Source organism: Candidatus Thiodiazotropha sp. CDECU1 (genome assembly GCF_963455295.1).
Classification (GTDB): domain Bacteria; phylum Pseudomonadota; class Gammaproteobacteria; order Chromatiales; family Chromatiaceae; genus Thiodiazotropha.
Map to the genome: position 1 here is coordinate 523,622 of NZ_OY734020.1, position 25,341 is coordinate 548,962.

The window sequence follows — 25,341 nt, forward strand, 5'->3', positions numbered from 1 at the left end:
CTTATATGGCCAACCATAACAATACTGCACCAATCACTACCAGCCACAGGCTATGACGGTCGCGAATAACGAATACCACAGGATCTTCGTCAAGTTCTCCCCTGTGCACCAATAGCCAGATCCTCGTCATAAGATAGAGTACAAGCGGGCACAGCATCCAGATCAGTTCCGGGTGGGAATAGAGTTTTGTCACGTCATCACTGTTGATATAGAGTGCTAATACAAGTACCGCGGTGTACGCGCTGGCGCTTCCAAATTGGGCAAGGGTATGGAGATCTATTGTCGAATAACCACGACCACGTGTCGTGGTCTGATGCTGGTGTTGTAGCTTCAATAATTCTGTAAAGCGCTTGACCAGCGCCAGGCTTAAGAATACGAACATGGAGAAGGCCAACAACCAAAATGATGGCATGATTGAAACTGCCGCCGCACCGGCGATAACGCGAATTGTATAGAGGCCGGCCAGAGTTAATATATCGATTGGGGCGAAGCGTTTAAGGTAGAGAGAATATGCGATTGTGATCGCATAATAGAGTGCGAGTACGCCGGTAAACTCAAGCGGTAAAAGCAGTGAAAGACCGAATGCTGCAATCAAAAGCACGGGGATGAGCAGGGTGCCTTTGAGAATGGAAATGGTACCGGCAGCAAAGGGTCGATGACGCTTGGTGGGGTGTTGTCTGTCGTCGGCCAGATCTAATAAATCGTTCAGTAAATAGACACTTGAAGCACACAGCCCAAAGGCAATAAAACCTACAAAAACCTGAGAAAGCAGTTGCAGGTCATAAAACTTGTGAGCCATCAAGAGTGGAATGAATATTAGAAAGTTTTTTAGCCACTGGTGAAATCGCAATGCCTTGATATAGTTTTTGACGGAGTTGAGGTCAGGGGTTTCAAATACGAGGGGATTTTCAACATGATCCTGGACTGCCTCTATCACGCCAGGCTCCGGATTGACGAGCACGGCCGAGTCAGCCCCCTCCCAGACTCGAAGGTCGACCATCGCGTTGGCAGCATAAACGAAATCCTGGTTGCCAAGTGCCCTTTGTAGCCCTTCAAGTTTATGTTGCCCGGAGAGGTTTGTCTGGTCATCGCTTGCCAGCACATCGGCGAAGATTCCCAGGTGGTGCGCTATGGAATGTGCGAATTTTTCGTTTGACGCGGTGGCTAAAATAAGTCTGCGCCCATTGGCATGCTCTGCCTTGAGGTACTCAAGAAATTTATCCTGGTAAGGTAACAGGCTTGCATCGATATCAACCCGTGATGCTATTTCTTGTTTGAGCTTGGCTTTGCCCTTGAGAAGCCAAATGGGAAGTAGGAATACATAGAGGAGATTATGTTTTATCAAAGCAAGCACAGATTCAATGAGTAGATCGGTTTGAATCAGTGTCCCGTCCAGGTCCACGACTAGTGGTTTTTTATTGGTTGTTGTCATGAATCCTCCATGCTTACAGTATATTCATCGCATTTGTATTACTGAGGGGGATTGGAAGTCTGATTGCCATTGTTCTTATTATTGACTTCTACGGCGGCAATGACAATGCCGCCGATGATGACGGCAAACCACAGTGTAGCCAAGCGGCAGATCAATGTGGCAGCGACAGCCGTCGGGGTATCTGCGCCAACAAGCTTCAATAGCAGGATCATAACCGCTTCTGCTCCACCCAGCCCGCCGGGTATGAGGGACAGTGCTCCGGCCAAGATGCTGACAGAATAGATTCCTACTGCTAATTTGATAGTCGTATCGATATCGAGTGACTGCAGGATTACATAAAAAGCTATGCCTTCAGCGCCCCATGCGATGAGCGCTAGAATAACACCTGTGTAGAGAGGGCCTGATCGTAACAAGGAGCCAGCTGAGCGTAACAGCTCCAATACGTGTAGACCGATTCCTCGAATCTTCTCTGAATGTAGTTTGTTTAACTGCTTTTCGAGGGCACTGTGGAAGAATTTTGCATGTATAACAGGTAGAAGTGCCAAAATAATAGCAGTGATCACCATTACCAGCCATTGATAATCGGGGAACATCACGGCTGCGGTCAGGGCCAGCAAGACCATGGCGATGAGATCTGTAAATCGCTCGGTGAAGAAGGCAGCTAAGCTGTTAGTGTAGGAAACGCCATGTCTTTTCAGATACAGGGATCGTACAGCTTCGCCTGCCTTTCCGGGGGTTGTGGTAAACGCAAAACCACCCAGGTAGTAGGCCAGGCTCTGCAGTGTAGGTATTCGGCTGTTGAGGCGGTGTAGATAGATTTCCCAACGGACAAATCGCAGGCAGTAATTACACAGTGACAGGCCCAGGACAATCAACCAGCCTTCAAGACTGAGCTTAGTGAGTGAGTTGATAAAACCTTCGAAATCACTGGCGATTACAAACCCGCCATATATCGCCATAGCTGCAAGGATCGACCATAGTAATGGGCGAATAAGGCGCTGCATGGATGCATCATTTTTATTCATTGCCGTCATGGCAAAATTGCATACAAATAATTATCTGATGATAGGTGATTGAACAATACCATATGTTAACTCCATGAACACTAAGCCGGGTAGGGGGGATAACATATTGCAGTAAATCCTTCATCATGTGGGTCAAAGAGCAGCTGGTCACTGCTTCTTCGAAGTATATTTTCATGCATATGTCAAGCTATTTCACTGGTTCAATCCTGAAGATTTTCCGGCCCTGAGATATCTACTATTCCTTGTTGCTGCACTGATGTCTGGTCCTGCCTGATCTCTACAATTTCTCCACATTTTCTCCTCTATCCCTGCGATATCGCTGCTTAGACTCAGTAGTGAACGGGCCTGTTTGATCGGTTCAATAGATTGCAGTAATTCAGTATGAGCTTGGAGTGACAGATGAAGAATAAAGCACTTTTTACAACTTTAGTTATTTTTATTTTTGTGGCGAGCTCAGCCGCTGCCATGTCACCCCTTGGTGGTTCCTGCGGTGGATCCGATAGTAAGTCTCTGCAGCAGCGGTTGGAACTTACCGATGAACAGATGGCTTCCCTGGAGACCATACTGGAAGAGCGGTTACAGGGTCGCGTGTTATTGCACAAGCGCCATCATGATGAATTGGAGCAACATCGTGTGGAAACCCGGGAACGGCTCTCTACTGTGCTGACCCAGGCACAGATAGAGCAGCTCGAGGCATATCGTCTTTGGCATGAAAGAGCAGGCCGCCCGGGTCGCCGGCGTTGAAAAACCAAGTCTGTGAGTGAGATTGGTACCGAGGTTAAGGGATGGTAACAGTGGAAATATGCAAAGTTGATTTTACCGGCTATTGTCTCATCTGCTTGCTGTCAATAGCCCTGGCAGGTTGCGGTGGCGGTTCGTCGAGTGAAGATGAGACAGTGAGTGCAGAAATTGTGGAACAGGGCGGGTCACAGGAAGGCTATAACCTAACCTATGTAACTGATGGCTACTATTTCGACATCAGTCCGCAAGGAGATGCCGCGCGTATCTACAACTATGTTCGATTGGTGCGGGATATGTAGAGTGTGGTTCCTGGCTCCGAGGGTTCATATCTGCTTCCCGGGATAGGTATCCTCAGGATTAGCGACTCCATCATCCCAGGGGAGTGGGAGAGGGGAGAAAGGGTTGGCTGTGTCTTGTGGTTAAACAACTTATTCTTTGAGTTTGATTTTAAGCTCGCCCTCTTCGACTCGAATATCCTCAACACCTTTGGCAAATCCGCTCCAAAAGCCCTGGTCATCACCAAATTCGCTGATCAGGTCGATATTCTTAAGGCCGCCCAACCAGGCGTTGGGTATGGGTACGCCCATGATGCTGACACCCTTCAGGATCACCACCGGTTTGGCTTCGCGGAACGCCATCTCTACACCCGTGGAGACACGCAGGGTCTTGCCGCCGAAGATGGGGAAGTCCTGATCGACCGGCACCAGCAGTCTTGCGCTCACCAGGTCGTCACCCAGGTCGATGGCGAGCTTCCTGGCCAGGTCCTGATTGTTCGCCACCATGGCATTGAGTTCCCTCTCGCTGAAAAAGACCTCGCGCTTTGCCCCCTTCTCATTGTAGCGTTGCGGTTTCAGCCACTCCTCATCTGTCTCCTTTTGTTGAGGTTTGGCGTTGGACTCGGAGGCCGGGTTTGGTTCATAGCCCAACTGCTTGAGTTTGCCGTTGAGTACCTGTTGTTCGGCATGACTCAGTTCCACCGGAGTAAAATCCTTGGCATAGATATAGGTACGCACCACCCAGTATGTGATAGCGGCGGTGACCAGGATGGTAGCCAGTACGATCCATAGGATATGGATGCCGCGAAAACCGTTTTTAGTTGCTTGCCCCTCTAATTGCTCTGTACCTGTTGTCATCATGGCTACCCGGTGAGGTTGGTTGATTGAGTGGTGTCAGTCAGGCTGCTATTTTAGCTTCCATAAGTGATTATATGCCTTAAATGACCCTGTGAATGTTTAATTTTGTGGCTTTATATAGGCCTAAAGGGTGGATTGGCGTATCCTCATGGTAAGCTACCAGTATGGCCTTTCACGTCGAATCAAAAAGATCCTCATAAGGACACTTCCTATGCAGATTGAATTCTATGGTGCAACCAGCGGCATAACCGGTTCCTGTCATATCCTGCGTGCCAATGGAGAGACAATATTGCTCGATTGCGGATTGATTCAGGGTCGCAGGGAGGAGATGGAGAAAAACCACCGTCCCTTTCCCTTCTCTCCCGACGAGATCAGCGCGGTTGTCCTCAGTCATGGCCATATCGACCATTCGGGGCGCATCCCGCTGCTGGTCAAGCAGGGCTATCAGGGGCCGATCTACGCGCAGAATGCCACCATGGAGTTGTGCGATATCCTGCTGCAGGATTCCGCCTTCCTGCAGGAGAAGGATGCGCAGTATGAAAACAAGTGGCGAAAGCGTAAGGGGAAACCATTCGTCGAGCCCCTCTACACCGTACCCGATGCCCGTGACGCGTTGAATAACCTCGTTGGCCTGAAATACAGGGAGAAGCGGGAGATCCTGCCGGGGATCTCGATCCGCTTTCAGGACGCGGGGCATATTCTCGGTTCATCCAGTGTCGAGGTGTGGCTGAATGAAAAGGGCAAACAACGGAAGATTGTCTTCAGTGGCGACCTGGGTCAGTACGACACCCCGATCCTGAACGACCCGGCGGTGATCGATGAGGCGGACCATGTGATTGTGGAGAGTACCTACGGTAACCGCCGTCACAGGGATCGTCAGAACACGATTGAGGAGATCGGTGAGATCATCAGTGCAGCGGCCCATGGGAAGGGCAACCTGTTGATTCCGGCCTTTTCCATAGGCCGTACCCAGGAGATTCTCTACTACCTGGGAAAATATTACGATGAGTGGGACCTGGGGCGTTGGCAGGTGTTCTTGGACAGCCCGATGGCGATCAGGGCGAGCAAGGTCTACTGGGAGTATCCCCACCTCTATGACGAGGAGGCGACCAAGTTGCGCAAGCAGATCAATGAGATGCCCCATCTAAGGAACCTCAAGTTGACCGAGTCACCCCAGGAGTCGATGGGGATCAACCGGATCAAGAGCGGCGCGATTATCATCTCCGCCAGTGGCATGTGTACGGGTGGCAGGATCATGCACCATCTCAAGCACAATATCTCCCGTTCAGGCGCGCATATCATGATCGTGGGCTATCAGGCCCATGGCACACTGGGGCGTGCCCTGGTGGATGGTAAATCCCGGGTTAAGATCCATGGTGATGAATATCGGGTTAAGGCGAGTATCCACACCGTGGGCGGTCTCTCGGCACATGCGGATGTGGATGACCTGACCCGTTGGGTGGGTAATTTCAGGAAGAGCTCACCACAGATGCACGTGGTACACGGCGAGCCCGAGTCAAAAAAGGACTTGCGTGATCTGCTGGAATCGGAGTTGGGCCTCAAGGCATCTGTGCCGGATATGGGTGACGTTCTAGCGCTCTGATAGCTACCCGCTCTCCTATTGTCGGTGACCGGTACTGCGGTAGTTGGGAAAATCGGGGTTACGCCAGTCAGCGGGTGCGAGTTTCTCCTCGGGAGGCTGTAAGCGCGAGATATAGTCCATCACAGCACTGATGTCACGGGATTGGAATCCCTGGATCTGTTTCACCATTTTCTTGTCGGCGTTGCGTCTTCGCCCGTCTCTGATCCAAAAGAACTGACGCATGAGATAGCGGTAGTGCTGACCTTGTAACAAGGGAATATGGTCGTCGACAACCCCTTCAGCACGGGGGCCATGGCACTCGGCACAATAGTCTTCATAGATCTTTTTTCCATGTACAAGGTCGGTACCTGGACCGACCCCGTTGTGGCGGGTCATTGGCAAATTGGCGATATAGGCACTGACATCCGCGATCTCCTGCAGTGACAGCAGTTCGAGCCTGGTGAACGGGAGCATGGTTGGGTTGTCCCGATTTCGCGCACGGATGTCAGCCAGTTGTTTGATGATGACTGTTCTTATCTGACCGGCTACCTGAGGGTAGTAGCCGCTCTCCTTGCCCCAGGCCTCAGGTTGATGACAGACCGCACAGGTGCGGTAGACCTTCTTGCCGTTTTCAATGTCCGGTGTGAGGAGGAGGGCCCCTTCCAGCTCCATAGCCGCCTGCAGCGCGTTATCGGCAACAGCCAGGCTGAACTGGCCAGCGCCAAGCGTGATCAGTAACAGATAGATAATTGAACGGTACACCATGTTATTCCCTGCAGGTTTTTAATATCAATCCTTAGTTAGAATGACGCTCCGTCACAGCTTTCAATACAAGCATGGTACCGCTATCTCCCAGCGGTCGCGACAATTTAAATATAGTCTGAATGTCAGTTGATTTCTTTGCGCAAAATCATCTGCATGGCATATTCGGTGGCCTGGTTAAGAATGGATTGCCTTGCCATTCCGATCGAAAAAGCACAGATTCTCTACCCCGATATGCACATAGAGTTGTTCACCAATTCTGAAGTTCTGGTGGCCGGTCAATTGGACCAGTAAATGAGGCGCATCACCCGGGGTCTTGGCTTCACCGGCCTTGGCGCTTGTGTGCATGATCAGATCTGTATCCAGATGCAGGATTGTCTCATGCCCCATTGCTTCAACCGCGCTAATCCGGGCAGCCAGGTTTTGCTCTGACTGCGTATTGGCCAGTTGGATTGCATGGGGACGAATCCCCACTAGCAGTCTCTCTTCGTAGCGAGAAGCAAGACCTGGAAAATTCGCCACTAGCTGCTGCGGGAGCGGGAGGCGTATAGGCCCCAGTTCGAGCAGGCTCTCGCGGTTATCCCGGCGTAGCGATGCGCAAAGCAGGTTCATGCCGGGGGAGCCGATAAATCGTGCAACGAAGGCATTGGTGGGACGCTCATAGATCGCTTGAGGCGTCCCCACCTGTTGCAACAGTCCGTGACTGATCACGGCCACCCGCTGACCCAGGGTCATGGCCTCTGCCTGGTCGTGGGTGACATACAGGGTGGTGGTGGCGAGTTCGCTTTGCAGGCGGGCGATCTCGGAACGAATCTGAACCCGTAGTCGGGCGTCCAGGTTGGAGAGCGGTTCATCCATCAGAAAGATGTCGGCCTCGCGGATGATCGCGCGGCCCATCGCCACCCGTTGGCGCTGTCCTCCCGACAAGGCCTTGGGTTTGCGTGCCAGGAGCGGTATGAGATCGAGCATTTCTGCGATTCCCATCACCTTCTCCTCGATGGCGGCGACTGACTGTTTCTGCATACGCAAGGGAAACGCCAGGTTGTCGCGTACCGTCATGTGGGGGTAGAGGGCATAGTTCTGAAACACCATGGCCAGATTGCGTTGCTGTGGGGGGATGTGGTTGACCACCCGGTCATTTATACGGATCTCGCCTGAACTGATCTCCTCCAAACCTGCCGTCATGCGCAACAGTGTGGATTTGCCGCAACCGGAGGGGCCGACAAGCACCATGAGTTCACCATCATTGACCTTGAGGTTCAGTTCATGGATTGCGTCAATAGTGCCACCGAAGCTTCTACTGACGTTGTCGAACTCGATAGTAGCCATACTCAGCCCTTTATAGCCGAACTTGCCACGCCGGCAACGAACCAGCGTTGAAAGATGACAAACACCAGCAATACCGGAGACACCATCATCATTCCAAAGGCGAGGATATCGCCCCATTGCAGGGGTGGCAGGGTATAGAAGCTGGCGATAGCAACCGGTAAGGGGCGCACTGTAGGGCCAATGGTTACCATCGTGGGCCAAAGGTAGCTACCCCACCAAGTGAGGAAGGTGAGAATGGCGACACTGGCGAATGCCGGTTTGGCATTCGGCACGATGATGCTGAAAAAGATACGCAGGGTTGAAGCGCCATCGAGACGGGCGGCCTCTTCGAGTTCTTTGGGCATGCCGATGAAAAAGCTGTAGAAGAGATAGATGGCGAAGGCGTTGGCAATAAACGGGATGATCTGCACACTGTAGCTATCGCGCAGACCGAGCAGGGAAGCGCCATAGAACAAGGGCACGGCGATTGCCTCGAAAGGCAGGATCATCAGTGCCAGAACCAGATTGAAGAGCAGATCCCGCCCACGCCACTGCAGGCGCGCGAAGGCATAGGCGGCGAGTGAATTGACCAACAGGCCACAGATGACAATGCAGCTGGTGATGAACAGCGAATTGAAAAAGAAGCGCAGAAAATCGCTGCGTCGAAACACGTCGTTATAGTTTTGCAGAGATAGGTCGCTTGGTAGAAATGCTGCCAGTGAACCACCCTCCAACAATACTCTATGATCCGGTTTGAGGCTGCCGGAGAACATCATGATCAATGGGGCGATGAACAGCAGCGCCATGCCGACAAGTAGTAGATAACTGAACAGAATGCGTGGGGCAGGTCTCATGCCACCTCCCGCTCATGGTGTGTGAAACGGCGCTGTAGCCAGGTGACTGCGAGCACGAGTAGAAAGAACACCACCGTCATGGCACTGGCAAGGGCTACCTGTTGGCGGGCGAAGGCCGCCTGCACCGCCTCATACATAACGGTTGTGGTGGCATTGTCGGGACCTCCCCGGGTCATGATCTGCACCTGGTCAAACAGGCGAAAGGCGAGAATGGTGGTGATCAGCATAACGAAGATCAATGGATTGCGCAGTTGTGGCAGGGTGATGTGCAAGAGTTGCTGGCGACGCCCGGCACCATCAAGGGTGGCGGCTTCATAGAGTGTCTGCGGAATATTCTGCAGGCCGGCGAGCAGGATCACCATCTGAAATCCCACGCCCTGCCAGATCGAAAGCAGCATGATGCCCGGCAGGGCAAATATGGGATCACGTAAGAAGTCCCTGGCCTCCCACAGACCAAAGCTCGCCTGTGTGAGAAAGGTGTTCATCATGCCGTTCGAACCCGGGGCATAGATCAGTGACCAGATTACCGCAACCAGGGACATGGGGAAGACAACAGGCATGAAGAAAAGGGTGCGAAACGCGACAGTTCCAGGGAGTCCCTGATTCAGCAACAGGGCCAATGCGAGGGCGAGCGCGGTTTGCACGGGGACCACGATTAACGCGAACAGGAGATTGTTGAGTAGCGCTCGCAAGAAGCCGGGATTGTCGAACAGATGCAGGAATTGATCGAAGCCAACAAAATTCACTGGCAGTGGCGAGCCGAGGCGCAGGTCGGTAAAGGCTAATACCAAGGCTGTGGCGAAGGGAAGGAGGATAAAAAGCAGCAGTCCCGCCAATGCGGGAATCGCCATGATTACGGCTGTTGTTGTTTGATCACGTAAACGGCGTTGCTTGCTCAAGGTTTTGCTACTCCTTGCCAGGGATAGCCCTGATTGTCCTCAATCTCACGATCGATTACCTCCACTGCGCTGTCCAGCACACGCTGTACATCGCCCCCGCTGCGAATGCGATCGACAATCTTTTGAAACTCAGCCGTGATGATCGGATAAGCCGGGGTTCTCGGTCGTGGCACACCATGCCCCTGGTTGAGCTGTGCAACAAACAGATGGAGTGGCCCATCCTGGCGATAGAGAGGGGAGGCATCGATGGCCGATCGGGTGGCGGGTACGGCACTGTTGGCATTCGCCATGGACAACACCTCTTCGGTGCTGAGCAGGAATTCGAGAAAACTGGCTGCCGCCTCGGGGCGCTCGCTGTCAGCCGTAATCGACCAACACCATGAACCCAGGCCTGTCTTGCTGCCGGTACCGAAATCGGGCAAGGGCAGTAGCAGCAGGTCATCGCCCAGGTTCGAGTGGTATTGCTGGTAGTTCCAATGCCCTCCCAAGGCCAAGGGTACGCGGCGACTGGTAAAGGCGGCATCATCGATATTGGGATCGACCAGGTTGTCTGCTATCCACCCTTGCAACCTGCTTAGGATGGCTATGCTATGTGGCCCATTGAGTACCCCATCGGCACTGTCGTGACGCTCTCGCTCGATGAGATCACCCCCTGCCGACTGCAGCATTGGCGACAGGCCATAGGTATACCATTCGCCTGCATAGTTGAGCTTGAGATCGAGTACCTGTCCGTCCGGGTCCTGGCTGGCCAGTTGCTTCAATGCAGCTTCGAACTCATCCAACGACCAGGGTTGCTGCAGCGAGGGGATGCGGAGTTCTGCCTGAAGCAGCTTGGAGCGATCGGCATACAGACCGAGGCCCGAGTCATAGATGCCGACCGCCCAGAGCCGATCTGCATAACTACCCTGGGCAGTGATCGATGGAAGTAGATCGGCAAGCAGTTTATTGTCGAGTAGGTTCGCCAGCGGGCGTAAGTGTCCCTGCCAGGCATAGGCGGAGAGAAAGGGACCATCCAGCTCGAGCAGGTCAGGCAGCTCGCCGGCAATGGCTGCGGCCTGTATCTGGGCGTTGTAGCTCCCTTCGGGGATCAGGGTGAGTTGAACCTTGGTGTAGGAATCTGTTTGGTTGAAACGATCGACCTGTTGTTGCAGAACTGTGCGCTCGCTCTCCTGTCCGGCATGGGCCCAGACCTTGAGCATGATGCCGTCTGCCGTTGAATCTGTCCCTTTTCCGCAACCACCCAGGAGGATTGTGAGCAAGAGGCCGATAAACAGAAGCTTATCTGTATGATTCCTATATCTCATGATTATGCTATTGAAGTCTGTAGCCAAATTGTGTGATTTGTTTTATCGGTTGGCACTGGGTAATAGCCTAACACACTGGTCATTTTTCAAGCGCCATTTATCGTAACCATATTTGGCCGCATTTTGCAGTCTATATCTATCCACAGGATAGGGTGGCTTGTTAATATCGCTATATAGGCAGCAAGTGTCTCAAGGTGATGGCCGCTTTGCTTCAACAAAATGCCAAGTGGTGAAACTGGGATGGCGTGACTATAGAATATGGCCGTTTACAGGCGGCCAGTATTGTAAACTCTCTCGGACGATAGTGGTGTCGATGGTTCCTCACAATACTTTTAGCCTCTGGTGAGTTGTAGCATCAAGATAAGAAATGAAATATAAAATAGGCAACAGAGTACATATCGAAGGTCACTGGAATTTTCCTAACGACTGCACAGGAACAATTTCTAAACCTCCCAAATTGGCCGCTCATCATGCGGCTGATCATGCGTCATGGAGAGGTGCAAGGAGAGTCGTTAAGGGAAAAAAGGGATCGATTGTATTTTATTGGGTTAAATTCGATACGCCACAAATAGATAATGACGGTGATGGGCCCTATGCCGAAGCTGAGGTAGAGGCGGAGTATATAGAACTTATCGATCTCGAATAAGACAGGCTATTGGCTGAAACTGCAGTAGATTAATAATAGTATGGAAAAGTGAATAAGTGACAGACGATCCGCAACAATATCACGCGTTACAGATCCAACTCGATTTACATCAAGGCATCCCCTTCACCCCAAATTGGACCGCTGAGTCAGATTTCATACAGATCATTGTCGATGCCTGTCTGAAAGCCACACCCAAACTTATTCTGGAGTGCAGCAGCGGTTTGACAACATTGATGCTGGCCCGCTGCTGTCAGATCAATGGTGCCGGGCATGTGATCAGTCTTGAGGATGGTCAGCAGTATGCCGACCATACACGAAGCTATATCGATCGATATGATCTCGGTGACTATGCAAGCGTGATCCATGCGCCGCTGCAGGAGACGCTTGTGGATGGATTAACTTATGCGTGGTACTCGACAGACGCCATTCCTGAATCAGGCATAGATATGCTGGTGGTCGATGGGCCTTCCGGTTTTATTCAGAAGCGCTCGCGCTATCCTGTGCTGCCCGTCTGCCGTACACGTCTGGCCGAAAGCTGTGAGATCTATCTGGATGACGCCGCCCGCGAGGATGAACAGGCGATCGTGGACATGTGGCAGGCCCGCTTCCCAGAGCTGAAACATGAGTTTCGCAACACTATCAGGGGTTGCTCCATCCTCTCCTTTTAATCGGATGCGCCTGGCCTTTGCACTGTTCCATTAACCCATGTCGCCAGGCATCGGCAGCATTTCGGATACCTCCAGCGTGCCACCGTATTCCAGGTGTGGACAGGTTTTTAGCAGCTCCAACGCCGTCTCCATGCTCTCGGCTTGAAGAATGGAGAATCCCATAATCGGATTTGAGGAGGGTTCTTCGGAGACGCCGCCAGGGGTCAATACCTTGGTTATGCCCACCGGTGTGCCTGGATTGGTCAGGGCCGAACCCAGTCTGTCCGCCCAAGCCTGCCATTCGGCCATCCCTTCAGCGCCCTCTTCCGGTGTTTCGGGCATCTTGCCGCCGTGATAGGTAAAGATATATTCAGCCATGCTTTGTTATCCTGTGGATCTAATAAGAGTTGGGCCTGCCGCCGACCCCGTCGAGGTGTTGCTTTAGACTGCTGGCGATATAGTGATCCCAACCAGCTTTGCAGATGTCATAACACTGCAACTCGGGGGTTAAGCCTATATGGGTAAGGGTGATGGTGCTTTGATCATCCTGTTCGGTGATCTCAAACCTTAAGCGTGTTCCCAGCCACTCTTCGGGATCATCCAAAGAGTCTGAAACCATATGGGACTTGCAACATTCGAGTTCAATCATATGCGGTTTGCTCAAGGACACCGCTTCGAATACCCAGTAGGATACGCCGCCGAAGTTGGTTTTGGCTCTATCGCCGACTTTTTCGAATCGCCCGCTCATCGGTGTCCACCATGCCGACATCTCTTGGGTAATCGCCTTATAGGCACGCTCGGCAGAGACTGAACAACAAATAGAAGTTAGGTAGTTGGACATTTCGTGGTTATCTCTACCAATCCCATTGCTATATTGCTGTTTTTTGCATTAGAGGTTAATTTTAGGATGTTTTTGTCACACCGTTCTCAAGCACCATCGACTCCATCAGATCGATGAACTTCTGCTGATAGCGGCGCAGGTATTTGTCCTTGTGGTAGGCCACCCAGGTGGTCTCCCAGGGGAGCATGTTGCCGAGATCCCGGATCGCCATATCCCTGTCCTGTTCTTTTGAATAGGCCATGCTGGCGATGAGCCCGACGCCAAAGCCCTCCCGTACATAGGTCTTGATCACATCGGTATCCGCGGCGGTCAAAACCACGTTGGGCTGCAGTCCGGCCCGGGCGAAGGTGTTCTGCATATGGCTGGCACCGGTAAAGCCGAAGGTGTAGGTGATAAGCGGGTAGTCGCAGATACGCTCCAGGGAGAGGGATTTCTCCGCCAGCACCGGGTGGTCCTTGAGGGCGATGAGACTGCGGTTCCAGCGATAGCAGGGGATGGCATTGAGCGCGGAGTGATCCCCCAACTCCTCGGTGCAGATGGAGAAATCGACCCGGTCGTTGATGGACATCTCCACCAGCTCCTTGGGTGTGCCCTGGTGAATCTGCAGGTTGACGGTGGGGAAGAGGGGGCGAAAGGCGCGGATCACCGCAGGCAGTACATAGCGTGCCTGGGTATGGGTGGTGCCGATGCGCAGTACGCCACTGCTCTCCTCCACATGGTCACGGCCGATGGCAAGGATATTTTCACGGATCGAGAGGGCCTGCCGCGCATAGTTCAGAACCTCCTCCCCAGCCGCCGTCAGGGCGATCAGCCGTTTCCCCTTGCGCACGAAGAGCTGGGTGCCCAGCTCCTTTTCGAGCTGGGCCAGGTGCTGGGAGACCGCCGACTGCACCAGAAAGATCTGTTTTGCCGCCAGGGTGACGTTGAAGCCCGACTCTGCCAGGGCCACCAGTGAATTGAGCTGCCTCAGTTCCATATCTCTTTTCAAGATTAAATATCAAAATATATAACTTCACAAGATATATCACCTCTACCAAGATTGCTACCCAACACAAGCGCAAAATTTAACCTGGAGTCGATTCGCCATGGAAAACAGTGCCAAGACCCTAGCGGGGTTTCCATCCCACCCCCTGGATGGCCTGCAGCTCACCCGTCTGCAGCAGGCGGTCGAGGGGTTGAACAGCCAGCAACTGAATTGGGCAAGCGGCTATCTTGCGGGACTGGGTGCGGTGCAACCCTCAGTGAGCAAGGCGGCCAATGAGGCCTCAGGCGTGACCATCCTGTATGCCACCCAGGGTGGCAATGCCCGCAGCGTGGCGGAGACCCTGGCTGAAAACGCCACGGCCAGGGGGCTTGCCCCACGCCTGGTCTCTGCCGACAGTTACCGCCCCAGGGAGCTTGTCAGGGAGCGACTGCTGCTGGTGGTGATCAGTACCCAGGGTGAAGGGGAGCCCCCGGAGAGCGCACACGAACTGTTCAAATATCTCCAGGGCAAGCGGGCGCCTCGACTGGAGCAGCTTAAATACGCCATCTTCGGCCTGGGGGATTCCAGTTACGAGCAGTTCTGCCAGGCGTCCAGGGAACTGGATGAGTTGCTAAACGGGCAGGGTGCCCAGGCGCTGCTCGAACGTGTCGATGCGGATGTGGATTTCCAGCAATCCTCTTCGAGCTGGCAGGGTGAGATCCTGCAGACCCTGGAAAAACTGCAGCCGTCGGATCAGGCAACCATCATTCCCCTGCAGCGGGGGCCGGCGACAGTCAGGCATGATCGCAACAACCCGTTTCAGGCCGAGCTGTTGGAACGTCGCCGTATCACCACCAGCGATGCGGTGTGCAATGTGCAGCATCTAACCCTGGAGATCGATCCGCAAGTGATCAGCTACCGGCCGGGGGATGCTCTGGGACTCTTCTTCAGGAACGATCCAGCCCTGGTCGACGAGATTCTCTCCCTGACAAGGCTGGCAGCCGAGACGCCGGTCGGCCTCAATGGCGAGAGTCTGACCCTGGCCGAGGCCCTGAGAGAACGTCTGGAGCTGACCCAGCTCCATCCCAATGTGGTCAAGGCCTGGGCGGCGCTCGATGCTGCCGCGGATCTAACTACCCTGAGCCAAGACAACGAACAGTTACGGGCCTTTGTCAGCGACCGCCAATTCATCGATCTGCCACAGCAGCATCCCGCCGAGGTGGATGCCCAGGGGTTGGTTGAGCTGCTGCATACCCAACAGCCCCGGCTCTACTCCATCGCCTCCAGCCAGGCAGCCTACGCAGACGAGATCCATCTGACTGTCGCCGCTCTGCACTACAGGGGCCATGGACGGGACTATCTGGGTGGTGCCTCCGGTTATCTGACCCAGCGTATCGCCGAGGGCGATCCTTTGGCTGCCTATGTGGTGGAGAACCCGTGTTTCAAGCTGCCGCAAGGGGCAGATACACCGATCATCATGGTCGGTGCTGGGACGGGTATCGCGCCCTATCGCGCCTTCCTGCAGGAGCGCGAGGCCTCAGGTGCTGCCGGCGAGAACTGGTTGGTGTTCGGCAATCGCCATTTTCACCGGGACTTCCTCTATCAGACCGACTGGCTCAGCTACCGCAGGGCCGGTCTACTGGATCGTATCAGCCTCGCCTTCTCCCGGGACGGGGGTGAGCGCAGCTATGTACAGGCCAGGCTCTACGAAGAGCGGGCGGAACTCTATCGCTGGCTACAGGAGGGCGCCCACCTCTATATCTGTGGCGGGGTGGAGATGGCGCATGGGGTGCATCAATCCCTGTTGGCCGTGGCCCAGGATCAGGGTGGCCTGAAAGAGGAGGCCGCCGTCGAATATATCGAGTCCCTGCGTCAGCAGGGGCGTTACCAGCGGGACGTCTACTGATGGATATCAAGCTCAATCCCAACGAACTCATCAAGGCCAACAGCCGCTATCTCCGGGGTACTCTGAGGGAGAGCATGGCCGATCAGGCGAGCGGTGCCCTGTCACCGGACGATGCCCAGATCAGCAAGTTCCATGGCTTCTACGAACAGGACGACCGGGACCAGCGGCTGCAGCGTCAGCAGCAGTTTCTGGAGCCCTACTACAGCTTCATGTTAAGGGCCCGGCTTCCCGGTGGTGTGTGCACGCCCCAGCAGTGGTTGGACATCGACGCGGTCGGGCGGGAGCTGGGTAATGGCAGCATTCGCCTCACCACCCGTCAGACCTTTCAATACCACGGTATCCTGAAGCGCAATCTGAAGCCCCTGATCCAGCGCATCAACCAGGCCATGATCGACTCCATCGGTGGCTGTGGCGATGTCAATCGCAATGTGCTCTGCAATCCCAATCCGGAGCGTTCAACCCTGCACGAAGAGGTCTATGGCTGGGCCCGACGTATCAGTGAGCATCTGTTGCCCAAGACCCGTGCCTACCATGAGATCTGGCTCGATGGTGAGCAGGTAACGGGCGGCGAAGCGGAACCCATCTATGGGGAGACCTATCTGCCGCGCAAGTTCAAGACCGCGGTGGCGATACCGCCCCACAACGACGTGGACGTCTACACCAACGATCTCGGGTTTGTGGCTATTGTGGATGGCGACCGGCTGCTGGGTTTCAATGTTCTGGCCGGTGGCGGCATGGGTGCCACCCACGACGACCCTTCCACCTTTCCACGCCTGGCGGATGAACTCGGTTTCATCCCTCCCGAGCAGACCCTGGCGGTTGCCGAAGCGGTGGTCAGTGTGCAGCGGGATTACGGCGACCGGGTCAGCCGGCGTCACGCGCGGCTCAAATACACCATTCAACGCATGGGTCTGGCCACCTTCATCAGCGAGGTGGAGCAGCGTGCCGGCCTGCGCTTCGAACCTTCTCACAGGGTCCAATTCACCAGCCAGGGCGACCGCTATGGCTGGGTAGGGGACGCTGGGGATCGTTATCACCTGACCCTCTATATCGAGAACGGCCGGGTGGTCGACACCCCGGATGCGAGCCTCATGAGTGGCTTGCGGGAGATCGCCGAAATCCACCAGGGGGACTTTCGTATCACCCCGAGTCAGAACCTGATTGTGGCCGGCGTGGCACAGGACCAGAAAGGGACTATCGAGGGGATTGCCCGCCGCCACGGTCTGTTGGCCGAGGATCGCAGTCCCACCCGTCTGGCCAGTATCGCCTGTGTGGCCTTCCCCACCTGCCCTCAGGCCATGGCCGAGGCCGAACGCTATTTTCCCGAGCTGTTGCAGACCATCGAGGAGATGGCACAGCGTAACGGCATCCACCGGCAGGCCATCGTCATGCGCATGACCGGCTGCCCCAATGGTTGTGCCAGACCCTATGTGGCGGAGATCGGCCTGGTGGGCAAAGGTCCGGGACGCTACAACCTGCACCTGGGCGGTGACGGTACCGGCTTGCGGTTGAATCGCCTCTATCGCAAGAATCTCAATGAGAGCGAGCTGCTGCAGACCCTAGATGAGCTATTCCAAAGCTATGCAGCCGAGGGTCAATCCCAGGAGCGTTTCGGTGAATTCGTGGTGCGCCATGGTCTGGTGAGGCCGGTGATCGATCCCGCGGAGGACTATCATGAATCCCCTTGAAGAGATCACCCTGGTGCCCCAAGGCGTTCCCGGGGAGCTCGAAGGTATTAACCGTAAGCTTGAGGGAGTGAGCGCGGAACAACGTGTCGAGTGGGCCCTGGGCCATCTCCGGGGTGAGCATATCCTGACCTCGAGTTTTGGTATCCAAGGTGCCGTCATGTTGCATCTGGTAACCCGCATCATGCCCGATATCCCGGTGGTGCTGGTGGACACCGGCTACCTCTTTCCGGAGACCTACAGTTTTATCGATCAGTTGACCGAACGTCTTAACTTGAATCTTCAGGTCTACCGTGCCGAGTACTCCCCGGCCTGGCAGGAGAGCCGTTATGGCCGTCTCTGGGAGCAGGGATTGCCGGGCATCGAACACTACAACCGGATCAACAAGGTGGACCCCCTGCAGCGCGCCTTGAAGGAGCTCCGGGTGGGCAGCTGGTTCGCCGGTCTGCGCCGGCAGCAGTCCCAGAGCCGGTCCACTCTGCCAGTGGTACGGATCCAGGATGGCCGCTTCAAGATCCATCCGGTGGTCGACTGGCACAGCCGGGATGTGCACCGCTATCTGCAACAGCACAATCTTCCCTACCATCCCCTGTGGGACCAGGGCTACGCATCGGTGGGGGATATCCACACCAGCCGTCCATTGGAGCTGGGCATGCACGAGGAGGAGACCCGTTTCTTCGGACTGAAGCGGGAGTGCGGCATACATGAATGAGTGATTGGGTGTTCGCTGCGTTCACGGGTTCAATATCCCCCCTCTCCCTGTCCCTCTCCCGCGAGGGGAGAGAGGACGTTCTTATAGAGTGTATCCAAAGTTTCATGTCAGTTGGTAGACATGCTTTCTGTTCAAGAACAGCCTTGATCCGTGCATTCCCTCTCCCCTCGCGGGAGAGGGCCAGGGAGAGGGGGAACCAACAATCGGTGAGCAAAGCGAAGACATTAACTAAAAACTAAAAACTAAAAACTCAAAACTTTTTAAAAGCGGTTGCTTATGCAGCATCACGCAATGAAGGTACCTGAACAAATTTTCTAAATCTGAGATAAGGAGCAATTTTAAAATGAGCAGCAATATCGTCTGGCATTCCCACCCGGTCGACCAGGAGACCAGGTCGCAGCAGAAATTCCAGCGCCCGCTTGTGATCTGGTTCACCGGCCTCAGCGCCTCCGGTAAATCCACCATCGCCGGGGCCCTGGAGCAGATCCTCACCGGGCAGGGCTATCACACCTACCTGCTGGACGGCGACAATGTCCGGCACGGTCTCTGCCGGGATCTGGGATTCAGTGACGATGACCGTCAGGAGAATATCCGCCGGGTGGGCGAGGTGGCGAAGCTGATGGCCGACGGCGGTCTGATCACCCTGGCTGCCTTCATCTCCCCCTTTCGTGACGACCGCCGGCTGGTGAGGGAGATCATGCCCGAGGGACAGTTCGTGGAGGTCTTCGTGGATGCGGATCTGTCGGTCTGCCGCGAGCGTGATCCCAAGGGGCTGTATGCCAAAGCGGATCGAGGCGAAATCAAGCAGTTCACCGGTATCGACAGCCCTTATGAGGTGCCTGAGAAAGCGGAGGTACATATACCCGCCGGTGAGATCTCGGTGGCGGAGGCGGTCAACCAGCTGTTGGCCTATCTGCATGAAATCGGTGCCTTGCAGGCGGGTTACCAACCGGTTGCCCTGGAAGCCTGAGGCGGATAACGACTGATGCTGCTATCTTTTGCGGACAAAAAAGCCGAGAAGCGGTCGCAACAGGCCGTCACCTCGGATCGCCCCATACGCAGTCTCGCCAAGGCGGTTTCCTGGCGTGTCACCGGCTCCATCGACACCATCCTGCTCTCCTGGTTCTTCACCGGCAGCCTGAGCACGGCGGCGGCCATCGGCCTCACCGAGGTGGTGACCAAAATGGTGCTCTATTACCTGCATGAGCGGGCCTGGAATCGGATATCTCTGGGTAGATCAGGGGTTGATTGCACCCATGGCGCGGAGGTATTGCAGGTGGATTGTAACCATGTCCTGAAAGAGACAGGTTAAACCGATGCGTTGTAGCGGATCTGCCACTCTGCAAGGGCCTTATCCAGTTCACCCTGGGCGCCTATCCAATTCCAGAAATCGACAAAGTCACTGCTGGCGTTTTCCAGGTTGAACATCATTGTGTGATCCTTGCCTTTGAGGAAGAGTGAGATATTTCGCGAAACGGTATTCATATAATCGGAAGCGATCTCCAGCGCCGATTGCTGTTGTCCACCCATGAGGATACCTTCCCTGTATGCCCGCATGATGCCGTAGTCCATGCGCTTGACGAAGCTCTCCACCGACGCTTGGCGATCCCGGGTTAGGTGAACATAGTAGGCGTCGTTGCCATATTTCTGGTCGAGTCGTCCGAGCATCCAGCATAACCGGTTGTCCGCCTCGATATGGTTGTCGGGGTAGGCCAGGCGCAGATCTCCAGTCAGGGTTGAACGGGACTCATGGGCCGCGGAAAAGTTGCTGATGTGTTTGCAGGCCTGAACGAAGGTTGAGGATCCACACCTACCTGCATTGAGAATAAAGATATTCATAATAGTTGTGTAAGGAGCTGCCGCCAGTTTTCACGGTCCTCGGTGTATGACTGCAATGCCTGCAGGATCTGTTGCCTGCGCCGCTGTCGATGCTGGATTGAACGAATCATGGCATAACCGGGAGAGCCTTCACCGAAGTTGCCGGCCATGTTGCCTATGAATTGTCGAATATTCTCAATTGCATCTGTGGTTGAGGAACAGTGCAACCACCAGCGGTCTCGATTATCGATCTGTTGCTTGAGGGTTTCCAGCTTGGCCATGATTTCTTGCTGCATTTGCTTGTAGCGATCCAGCATGCTGGATTCGGTAGTGATCAGGATCTGCGCTATCCGTTCGTCGGTGATCTTTTGCTGCGGGTATCCATGCTCAATCAATGCCTGCAGGCTGAACAGCATGATATCGCCGAAGAACTGACGTTCGAATTCACCCGATATATCTATGCCTGTCCGGCCTTTGTCGATACCCGGTCTGAATTCGGATTCGCCGGTCTGATCCCGGGTGCGCTTATGCAGTAGCGGCAGATTGGCGGATACGAATCGACTACCCAGTTCGGATTTCAAAATGCGTCCCAGTTGCGGACCGGCCATGCGCAGCTTGAGTGTCGCGAAGGGGATAAAGTAGTCCAGTGCCTGGGGACTGAGAAGATAGTTACCGGTGTAAAGGGTACGTGCCGGTGCGAGTTCCATCGCCGCTGGCGGGTTGGTGTAGACGTTTTGCCGGGTCAGGTGTTCGCCATCGAAAAAGTGACTCAACAGCTGGGAAAAATCGTTGAAACAGGCAACTTGATCGTGCTCGCCCTGAAGCCGGCAGCTGTAACGGAAGTATTCCTGTTGATCATGAAAACCAAACAGATCAGCCATGTCATGGTAGGCCGCGTCTCCGCCCTGGGTGGTTGCCGTCTGATGAAATTGGCATGCGTGCTCAGGTTGCAGTCTGGCGCAGTCAGAGACGAATCCCAGGACATCCTGCAGGAAATTAGCGGCCATCACCGCGGGCGACACCGGGGGATCGCCAACCACCTTGCCGGTCAAAACCAGGGTCTCTGTGGAGGCGTAGATGCGATCGATGCGATGAAAGTAGTTGATGGCATAGATGCCATCCCGATGGCGGTGACTGTTGACCCGGAACTCCTGGTCGCTGTCGATGAACCAGATCAATGTCTGGCTATCGCCAGCGATAAGCTGTTTCAGTTTCAAGTAGCTTAGGTTGCGAGTGATAGACGCCCCTTTGTGATAAAAGGCCGTTGCTGGTTGATCGCCGAGAATCCTGACTAGATTTTCCCGTTGACTATCGCTCAGTTTATCCAGTTGTTGCAGTTGTTCATCCTGACCGAAGTAGATGGCCTCGAGACCGAGTTGGCAAAACTGTTGTTGTATCTTGCGGTTCAAGTTCCGGTTGTCCGGATCTTTACTGTCATCCGCAATCAGCACCCTTATCTTTTGGAATTTCTGTTGTGCGAAGCCGCCATAATTGAAGCGTCGGCAGAGGGTGTACAGGCTGTCCAAGCAGGTTTGAAGATGCTGTGGTCTGTCAGCGACGGGTATCACGATAATGAAGTTATGTCGGTCATCTATTGATTGATTGGCGATCAGTGACTCCAACTCCAGAAACAGCTGTTGATGAAGGTCGAGTAGATCATCGGGGTAGCCGCTGCGGTGCAACTGGTGTTCAAGGTACATGCTTGCAGTGTCAGTCAACTCGACCAGTGCAGTGGTATGTTTGCTGGTCAGGTCGGTGTTCGATAGCTTTTGCCAATGCTCGACGGCATTGTGCAACGATGGATGGGAGGCGTGTTGGGTGAAAAACCTTTGCAGTGCTTGAAGTTTGTCTGAGGCCATTGTTTATGGATTTTTCAGACGGATCGTCAACGCTTGGAGGAGTAGTTGGGAAAGGCATCCTTGTCGATAGTGATATCGATCAGGTTGATTGCCTGGCGTAAATCATAGGTTTCGAACAGGTGATCCAGGTCCTCCGGCGCTGTTATCTGTTTATAGTTAATGCCGAAGGTCTGGGCAAGATGGCTGTAGTCGGGATTGATGAAATCGCAGTTGATGAAACGCTGCTGATAGAGTTGATGTTGGTTTTTTCGAATCAGTCCCATGGTGCCGTTATTGAACAGTACCACATTCAGCGGCTGCTTATAGTTGACCGCAGTCATGATCTCCATGCAGCACATCTGAAAACCCCCATCCCCAAGCACGGCGAAGCTGGGCATCTGCGCGGTGAATTGGGCGCCGATGGCAGCGGGAATGGCGTGCCCCAGGGATGAGATGCCGGAGTTGGGGTAGTATTGGGTGCCGTTGGAGACCTCATAGAAGTTCTGGGCGAAGATCATATTGTCATCGAATACCCGTATCCCTTGCGGGAAATGTTCAGCCAGCTTGTTAAAGAATGCCGCAGCGAGGGAAAAGCCCGATTTGAATATGGTGTAGTCACCTTCGCTGGATGACTTGAGGTCGGTAATATTGTTCTCTGTTTCAGTGATACGCGTCTGAGCCTCACGCTTCACGCTCAACCTCGCCATGAGAGCGTTTATCACTTCGCCGATATCGCCGCAGATTGCCAGATCTGCCTTGAATACCTTCTCCAGTTGATGCGGGTCGTTGTCAATCTGAACGATTTTTCGATCCCGCAGCAGGGAGTGATCCCAAACATAGCTGGTACGTTCATTGAAACCGGCGCCCAGAATGATCAACAGATCTGCTTTTTCCACAATGAACTTGTAGGCATTGCCGCTGGATGTGACGCCCAGGCTGCCGAGGGAGAGTGTGGAGTCTTCACTGACGATCCCTTTGCCCTTGAGACTTGAGGCGACAGGAAGTTGCAGTAATTGGCTGAAGGCGCTGACTGCGTCCCGGGCGCCCGAACGAATAGCCCCGTAACCGGCGACGATGACCGGCTGGCTTGCCTCCTGGAGCAGAGTGCGGAAGTGATCCAGTTTGCTTTCCTGCACCGGGTTGAAGATCGGTTCAGGCTTGATGGTCAGATCCTCAAGCAGTGCCTCCTCGATCAACTCGCTTTGCACATTGAATGGAATACTCAGCAACACAGGTCCGGGGTTGGGTTCAAACAGTGCCTTGCTCGCCTGAATCAATACTTGAGGCAGATAGTCGGTCCTCTCCACCGTTTTACTGTATTGGGTGATCTGTTTGAACAGTGCGGCCTGGTCGATGCTGCCGCCTTCACCGGAACTCTCCTGCAATCCCCCTTTGCCGAAGATATAGGTGGGGGCCTCGCCGGTGATGGCCAGAACGGGCTGTTTGTCCGCGTAGGCGTTGGCAATGCCGGTGATCAGGTTGGTGGCGCCCGGTCCCGCGGTGGCGATACATGCAGCCACCTTGCCGGATGCCTTGGCATAACCCCCGGCCATGAAGGCCGCCCCCTGTTCATGTTTGGCCAAAACGGCCTGAACAGTCGAGTCGTAGAGGGCATCGTAGATCGGCAGAACATGCGCCCCCGGCATACCGAAAATGGTATCTATGCCAAGGCGTTCAAGGTATCTGACGATAAATTCACTGACTTTTATCTTCATCGAACTGCTTCAACTTTACAGGCGCATTGCGGCTTGAGCCGTACAATGGGCTTCTGGGTCTCTTTGCAAGGCGGCCTGTTTATCCTGGTTTCATTCTGAGTTCTTCTCGGTCGGGACAAGGCACGCGATTTATTGAGACACAAGAGCGCAGAGGATAGCCATATTCCCAATCAATGTCATCCTGCTGCCCAATGGGAGTAGTTTGATAAGCTGGGGTGCACAGGAGGTGTTAGTCAATGTCGGTAACACTATCTGGATGTTGCTAGGCGCCTACTTATGTTCATATAGTTGATGGGGGAAACTAGTTAATACCGATATTGGAGTAGGCGAGCCGGCTCTCCCGGCCCATGGTCGGCGTTTCCGGCACCAGTAGAGAGAGGGCGAAGGATACACCCGCCATGGCGGCGCCCGCATAGAAGACCAGGGCGGGGTCTGTCAGCCAGATGATGCCGAACAGGGCGGGGATGACCACTGCGGCGATATGGTTGATGGAGAAGCTGACACCTGCGCTGGAGGCGATATCCTCGGGTGCGGCGATCTTTTGGAAATAGGTCTTCAGGGCGATGGCCAGGGCGAAGAAGAGGTGATCGATGACGTAGAGACCGGCAGCGACCCAGGCGGTCTCCACCAGGGCGTAGCCGCAAAACACCAGAACCAGCCCCGCGTATTCGATCAACAGTGCCCGGTGTTCCCCGATCCGGCCTATCAGCCGGCCGATGCGTGGGGCCAGGAAGACATTGATCGTGGCGTTGATCAGAAACAGCAGGGCAATCTGAGAGACGCTGTAGCCAAACTTCTCCACCATCAAAAAGCCTGCAAACACGACAAAGATCTGCCGCCTTGCCCCCGACATGAAGGTCAGGGTGTAGTAGAGCCAGTAGCGTTTGCGAAACACCATGTGTTTATGCTGTTCGGTCTTCTGCGGGAAGAGCGGGAAGGCCAACCAGGCAATCAATACGATCACCAGGGTGAGTCCGCCCATGATCAAATAGATCCATTGGAAATCGAGGCCCAGCAGATCGTCTAACAGCCAGATCAGGCCGAAGGTGATGATAGAGGCGAAAGAGCCCGCGGCGATCAGGCGTCCAAGGGTCTCCGGGGAGCGGGCTTTATCGATCCACTGCAGGGCGAGTGATGTCTGCAGGGTTTCATAGTAGTGAAAGCCTATGGACATGATGACGGTGGTGATATAGAGACCGATCACCGATGGAAAAAGCCCGGTGATGGCGGTGCCGACCCCCAGCAGTGCCAGGGAGATATAGGCCAGTCGCTGTTCGCGGATCAGCAGCAGAAGAAATACCACGGCAAAGGCAAGAAAACCGGGGATTTCACGCAGGCTCTGGAGTATGCCAATCTCCCTGCCGGTGAAAGCGGCCCGCTCGATGGCAAAGTTATTCAACAGGGTCTGCCAGGCCGCGAAGCTGAGTGGCACCGCAATGGCCATCAACAGCAGGAGGATTTCGGGACGCCTGAGTTTTGCTAGAGAGAAGCTTTGCATAGTGTGATTATGGCCCCTTTTCTTTTGGCGT

The 25,341-nt window shown here is 54.4% G+C and carries 25 protein-coding genes; 10 read left to right on the forward strand and 15 right to left on the reverse strand.

Features of this window, described 5'->3' with window-relative positions; translation table 11 throughout:
- Position 1: 1 nt before the first annotated feature.
- Both R2K28_RS02285 and R2K28_RS02290 read right to left on the reverse strand, forming a co-directional pair.
- On the reverse strand, positions 2 to 1,432 hold the full coding sequence (locus R2K28_RS02285; protein WP_316367806.1) for a UbiA family prenyltransferase: 1,431 nt from the start codon (positions 1,430 to 1,432) through the stop codon (positions 2 to 4).
- 38 nt (positions 1,433 to 1,470) lie between these two features.
- Positions 1,471 to 2,466, reverse strand: a complete 996-nt coding sequence (locus R2K28_RS02290; RefSeq protein ID WP_316367807.1) for a lysylphosphatidylglycerol synthase transmembrane domain-containing protein — start codon at positions 2,464 to 2,466, stop codon at positions 1,471 to 1,473.
- Positions 2,467 to 2,856: 390 nt separating this feature from the next.
- Here R2K28_RS02290 and R2K28_RS02295 point away from each other — a divergent pair, with 390 nt between their 5' ends.
- On the forward strand, positions 2,857 to 3,201 hold the full coding sequence (locus tag R2K28_RS02295) for a hypothetical protein (RefSeq protein WP_316367808.1): 345 nt from the start codon (positions 2,857 to 2,859) through the stop codon (positions 3,199 to 3,201).
- A 50-nt stretch (positions 3,202 to 3,251) separates the two neighbouring features.
- Positions 3,252 to 3,497 carry a hypothetical protein gene (locus tag R2K28_RS02300; RefSeq protein WP_316367809.1) on the forward strand — a complete coding sequence of 82 codons (246 nt, stop codon included), beginning with the start codon at positions 3,252 to 3,254 and terminating at the stop codon, positions 3,495 to 3,497.
- Between the two features lie 129 nt (positions 3,498 to 3,626).
- Here the strand turns inward: R2K28_RS02300 and R2K28_RS02305 are convergent, their stop codons facing one another.
- Positions 3,627 to 4,334, reverse strand: coding sequence for a hypothetical protein (locus R2K28_RS02305; protein WP_316367810.1), 708 nt, complete (start codon positions 4,332 to 4,334; stop codon positions 3,627 to 3,629).
- A gap of 208 nt (positions 4,335 to 4,542) precedes the next feature.
- Here R2K28_RS02305 and R2K28_RS02310 point away from each other — a divergent pair, with 208 nt between their 5' ends.
- On the forward strand, positions 4,543 to 5,934 hold the full coding sequence (locus R2K28_RS02310; RefSeq protein WP_316367811.1) for an MBL fold metallo-hydrolase: 1,392 nt from the start codon (positions 4,543 to 4,545) through the stop codon (positions 5,932 to 5,934).
- A 15-nt stretch (positions 5,935 to 5,949) separates the two neighbouring features.
- Here R2K28_RS02310 and R2K28_RS02315 read toward each other — a convergent pair whose 3' ends face one another.
- From R2K28_RS02315 to R2K28_RS02335, 5 genes are all read right to left on the reverse strand, one after another.
- Positions 5,950 to 6,678, reverse strand: a complete 729-nt coding sequence (locus tag R2K28_RS02315; RefSeq protein WP_316367812.1) for a c-type cytochrome — start codon at positions 6,676 to 6,678, stop codon at positions 5,950 to 5,952.
- A 174-nt stretch (positions 6,679 to 6,852) separates the two neighbouring features.
- A complete protein-coding gene (locus R2K28_RS02320; protein WP_316367813.1) occupies positions 6,853 to 8,004 on the reverse strand; it encodes an ABC transporter ATP-binding protein in 1,152 nt (383 codons plus the stop codon).
- A gap of 2 nt (positions 8,005 to 8,006) precedes the next feature.
- Positions 8,007 to 8,837 (reverse strand): carbohydrate ABC transporter permease, encoded by an 831-nt coding sequence (locus R2K28_RS02325; RefSeq protein ID WP_316367814.1) that lies wholly within the window; start codon positions 8,835 to 8,837, stop codon positions 8,007 to 8,009.
- Positions 8,834 to 9,736, reverse strand: coding sequence for a carbohydrate ABC transporter permease (locus R2K28_RS02330; RefSeq protein WP_316367815.1), 903 nt, complete (start codon positions 9,734 to 9,736; stop codon positions 8,834 to 8,836). Before R2K28_RS02330 ends, R2K28_RS02325 begins: the two co-directional genes overlap by 4 nt.
- Positions 9,733 to 11,040 (reverse strand): sugar ABC transporter substrate-binding protein, encoded by a 1,308-nt coding sequence (locus R2K28_RS02335; RefSeq protein ID WP_316367816.1) that lies wholly within the window; start codon positions 11,038 to 11,040, stop codon positions 9,733 to 9,735. The genes R2K28_RS02330 and R2K28_RS02335 overlap by 4 nt, the downstream gene beginning before the upstream one ends.
- A gap of 367 nt (positions 11,041 to 11,407) precedes the next feature.
- On the opposite strand from R2K28_RS02335, the gene R2K28_RS02340 reads away from it, so the two are divergent.
- Together R2K28_RS02340 and R2K28_RS02345 are read left to right on the forward strand one after the other, a co-directional pair.
- Positions 11,408 to 11,686: a hypothetical protein gene (locus tag R2K28_RS02340; RefSeq protein WP_316367817.1), complete on the forward strand. Its 279-nt coding sequence runs from the start codon at positions 11,408 to 11,410 to the stop codon at positions 11,684 to 11,686.
- A 56-nt stretch (positions 11,687 to 11,742) separates the two neighbouring features.
- The gene (locus R2K28_RS02345) at positions 11,743 to 12,354 is read left to right on the forward strand and encodes a class I SAM-dependent methyltransferase (protein WP_316367818.1); all 612 of its coding nucleotides are present in this window, start codon (positions 11,743 to 11,745) and stop codon (positions 12,352 to 12,354) included.
- A gap of 30 nt (positions 12,355 to 12,384) precedes the next feature.
- On the opposite strand, the gene R2K28_RS02350 is transcribed toward R2K28_RS02345, so the two are convergent.
- The 3 genes from R2K28_RS02350 to R2K28_RS02360 all read right to left on the reverse strand — a co-directional run bounded on the left by R2K28_RS02350 (position 12,385) and on the right by R2K28_RS02360 (position 14,150).
- The gene (locus R2K28_RS02350; protein ID WP_316367819.1) at positions 12,385 to 12,711 is read right to left on the reverse strand and encodes a hypothetical protein; all 327 of its coding nucleotides are present in this window, start codon (positions 12,709 to 12,711) and stop codon (positions 12,385 to 12,387) included.
- 19 nt (positions 12,712 to 12,730) lie between these two features.
- Positions 12,731 to 13,174 carry an SRPBCC family protein gene (locus R2K28_RS02355; protein ID WP_316367820.1) on the reverse strand — a complete coding sequence of 148 codons (444 nt, stop codon included), beginning with the start codon at positions 13,172 to 13,174 and terminating at the stop codon, positions 12,731 to 12,733.
- Between the two features lie 61 nt (positions 13,175 to 13,235).
- Positions 13,236 to 14,150, reverse strand: coding sequence for a LysR substrate-binding domain-containing protein (locus tag R2K28_RS02360; RefSeq protein WP_316367821.1), 915 nt, complete (start codon positions 14,148 to 14,150; stop codon positions 13,236 to 13,238).
- Between the two features lie 109 nt (positions 14,151 to 14,259).
- On the opposite strand from R2K28_RS02360, the gene R2K28_RS02365 reads away from it, so the two are divergent.
- The 5 genes from R2K28_RS02365 (at position 14,260) to R2K28_RS02385 (ending at position 19,753) form a co-directional block, all read left to right on the forward strand.
- Positions 14,260 to 16,044, forward strand: a complete 1,785-nt coding sequence (locus R2K28_RS02365) for an assimilatory sulfite reductase (NADPH) flavoprotein subunit (protein ID WP_316367822.1) — start codon at positions 14,260 to 14,262, stop codon at positions 16,042 to 16,044.
- A complete protein-coding gene (gene cysI / locus R2K28_RS02370; RefSeq protein WP_316367823.1) occupies positions 16,044 to 17,732 on the forward strand; it encodes an assimilatory sulfite reductase (NADPH) hemoprotein subunit in 1,689 nt (562 codons plus the stop codon). The genes R2K28_RS02365 and cysI overlap by 1 nt, the downstream gene beginning before the upstream one ends.
- Positions 17,719 to 18,441, forward strand: coding sequence for a phosphoadenylyl-sulfate reductase (locus tag R2K28_RS02375; RefSeq protein WP_316367824.1), 723 nt, complete (start codon positions 17,719 to 17,721; stop codon positions 18,439 to 18,441). Before cysI ends, R2K28_RS02375 begins: the two co-directional genes overlap by 14 nt.
- Positions 18,442 to 18,784: 343 nt before the next feature.
- Positions 18,785 to 19,411 carry an adenylyl-sulfate kinase gene (gene cysC / locus R2K28_RS02380; RefSeq protein WP_316367825.1) on the forward strand — a complete coding sequence of 209 codons (627 nt, stop codon included), beginning with the start codon at positions 18,785 to 18,787 and terminating at the stop codon, positions 19,409 to 19,411.
- Positions 19,412 to 19,426: 15 nt separating this feature from the next.
- The gene (locus R2K28_RS02385) at positions 19,427 to 19,753 is read left to right on the forward strand and encodes a DUF2061 domain-containing protein (RefSeq protein ID WP_316367826.1); all 327 of its coding nucleotides are present in this window, start codon (positions 19,427 to 19,429) and stop codon (positions 19,751 to 19,753) included.
- On the opposite strand, the gene R2K28_RS02390 is transcribed toward R2K28_RS02385, so the two are convergent.
- The 4 genes from R2K28_RS02390 to R2K28_RS02405 form a co-directional block, all read right to left on the reverse strand.
- Entirely contained in the window at positions 19,750 to 20,280 is a 531-nt protein-coding gene (locus R2K28_RS02390) for a hypothetical protein (protein ID WP_316367827.1), read from the reverse strand. The genes R2K28_RS02385 and R2K28_RS02390 overlap by 4 nt on opposite strands.
- Positions 20,277 to 22,118, reverse strand: coding sequence for a hypothetical protein (locus tag R2K28_RS02395; RefSeq protein WP_316367828.1), 1,842 nt, complete (start codon positions 22,116 to 22,118; stop codon positions 20,277 to 20,279). The genes R2K28_RS02390 and R2K28_RS02395 overlap by 4 nt, the downstream gene beginning before the upstream one ends.
- A gap of 26 nt (positions 22,119 to 22,144) precedes the next feature.
- A complete protein-coding gene (locus R2K28_RS02400; protein WP_316367829.1) occupies positions 22,145 to 23,812 on the reverse strand; it encodes a thiamine pyrophosphate-binding protein in 1,668 nt (555 codons plus the stop codon).
- A gap of 301 nt (positions 23,813 to 24,113) precedes the next feature.
- Entirely contained in the window at positions 24,114 to 25,310 is a 1,197-nt protein-coding gene (locus tag R2K28_RS02405) for an MFS transporter (protein WP_316367830.1), read from the reverse strand.
- Positions 25,311 to 25,341 lie beyond the last annotated feature (31 nt).

Coding starts and splice junctions, on each gene's coding strand:
- R2K28_RS02285 (WP_316367806.1), bottom strand. CDS start 1,432: ATGACAACAACCAATAAAAAACCACTAGTCGTGGACCTGGACGGGACA.
- R2K28_RS02290 (WP_316367807.1), bottom strand. CDS start 2,466: ATGACGGCAATGAATAAAAATGATGCATCCATGCAGCGCCTTATTCGC.
- R2K28_RS02295 (WP_316367808.1), top strand. CDS start 2,857: ATGAAGAATAAAGCACTTTTTACAACTTTAGTTATTTTTATTTTTGTG.
- R2K28_RS02305 (WP_316367810.1), bottom strand. CDS start 4,334: ATGATGACAACAGGTACAGAGCAATTAGAGGGGCAAGCAACTAAAAAC.
- R2K28_RS02310 (WP_316367811.1), top strand. CDS start 4,543: ATGCAGATTGAATTCTATGGTGCAACCAGCGGCATAACCGGTTCCTGT.
- R2K28_RS02315 (WP_316367812.1), bottom strand. CDS start 6,678: ATGGTGTACCGTTCAATTATCTATCTGTTACTGATCACGCTTGGCGCT.
- R2K28_RS02320 (WP_316367813.1), bottom strand. CDS start 8,004: ATGGCTACTATCGAGTTCGACAACGTCAGTAGAAGCTTCGGTGGCACT.
- R2K28_RS02325 (WP_316367814.1), bottom strand. CDS start 8,837: ATGAGACCTGCCCCACGCATTCTGTTCAGTTATCTACTACTTGTCGGC.
- R2K28_RS02335 (WP_316367816.1), bottom strand. CDS start 11,040: ATGAGATATAGGAATCATACAGATAAGCTTCTGTTTATCGGCCTCTTG.
- R2K28_RS02340 (WP_316367817.1), top strand. CDS start 11,408: ATGAAATATAAAATAGGCAACAGAGTACATATCGAAGGTCACTGGAAT.
- R2K28_RS02350 (WP_316367819.1), bottom strand. CDS start 12,711: ATGGCTGAATATATCTTTACCTATCACGGCGGCAAGATGCCCGAAACA.
- R2K28_RS02355 (WP_316367820.1), bottom strand. CDS start 13,174: ATGTCCAACTACCTAACTTCTATTTGTTGTTCAGTCTCTGCCGAGCGT.
- R2K28_RS02360 (WP_316367821.1), bottom strand. CDS start 14,150: ATGGAACTGAGGCAGCTCAATTCACTGGTGGCCCTGGCAGAGTCGGGC.
- R2K28_RS02365 (WP_316367822.1), top strand. CDS start 14,260: ATGGAAAACAGTGCCAAGACCCTAGCGGGGTTTCCATCCCACCCCCTG.
- cysI (WP_316367823.1), top strand. CDS start 16,044: ATGGATATCAAGCTCAATCCCAACGAACTCATCAAGGCCAACAGCCGC.
- R2K28_RS02375 (WP_316367824.1), top strand. CDS start 17,719: ATGAATCCCCTTGAAGAGATCACCCTGGTGCCCCAAGGCGTTCCCGGG.
- cysC (WP_316367825.1), top strand. CDS start 18,785: ATGAGCAGCAATATCGTCTGGCATTCCCACCCGGTCGACCAGGAGACC.
- R2K28_RS02385 (WP_316367826.1), top strand. CDS start 19,427: ATGCTGCTATCTTTTGCGGACAAAAAAGCCGAGAAGCGGTCGCAACAG.
- R2K28_RS02390 (WP_316367827.1), bottom strand. CDS start 20,280: ATGAATATCTTTATTCTCAATGCAGGTAGGTGTGGATCCTCAACCTTC.
- R2K28_RS02395 (WP_316367828.1), bottom strand. CDS start 22,118: ATGGCCTCAGACAAACTTCAAGCACTGCAAAGGTTTTTCACCCAACAC.
- R2K28_RS02400 (WP_316367829.1), bottom strand. CDS start 23,812: ATGAAGATAAAAGTCAGTGAATTTATCGTCAGATACCTTGAACGCCTT.
- R2K28_RS02405 (WP_316367830.1), bottom strand. CDS start 25,310: ATGCAAAGCTTCTCTCTAGCAAAACTCAGGCGTCCCGAAATCCTCCTG.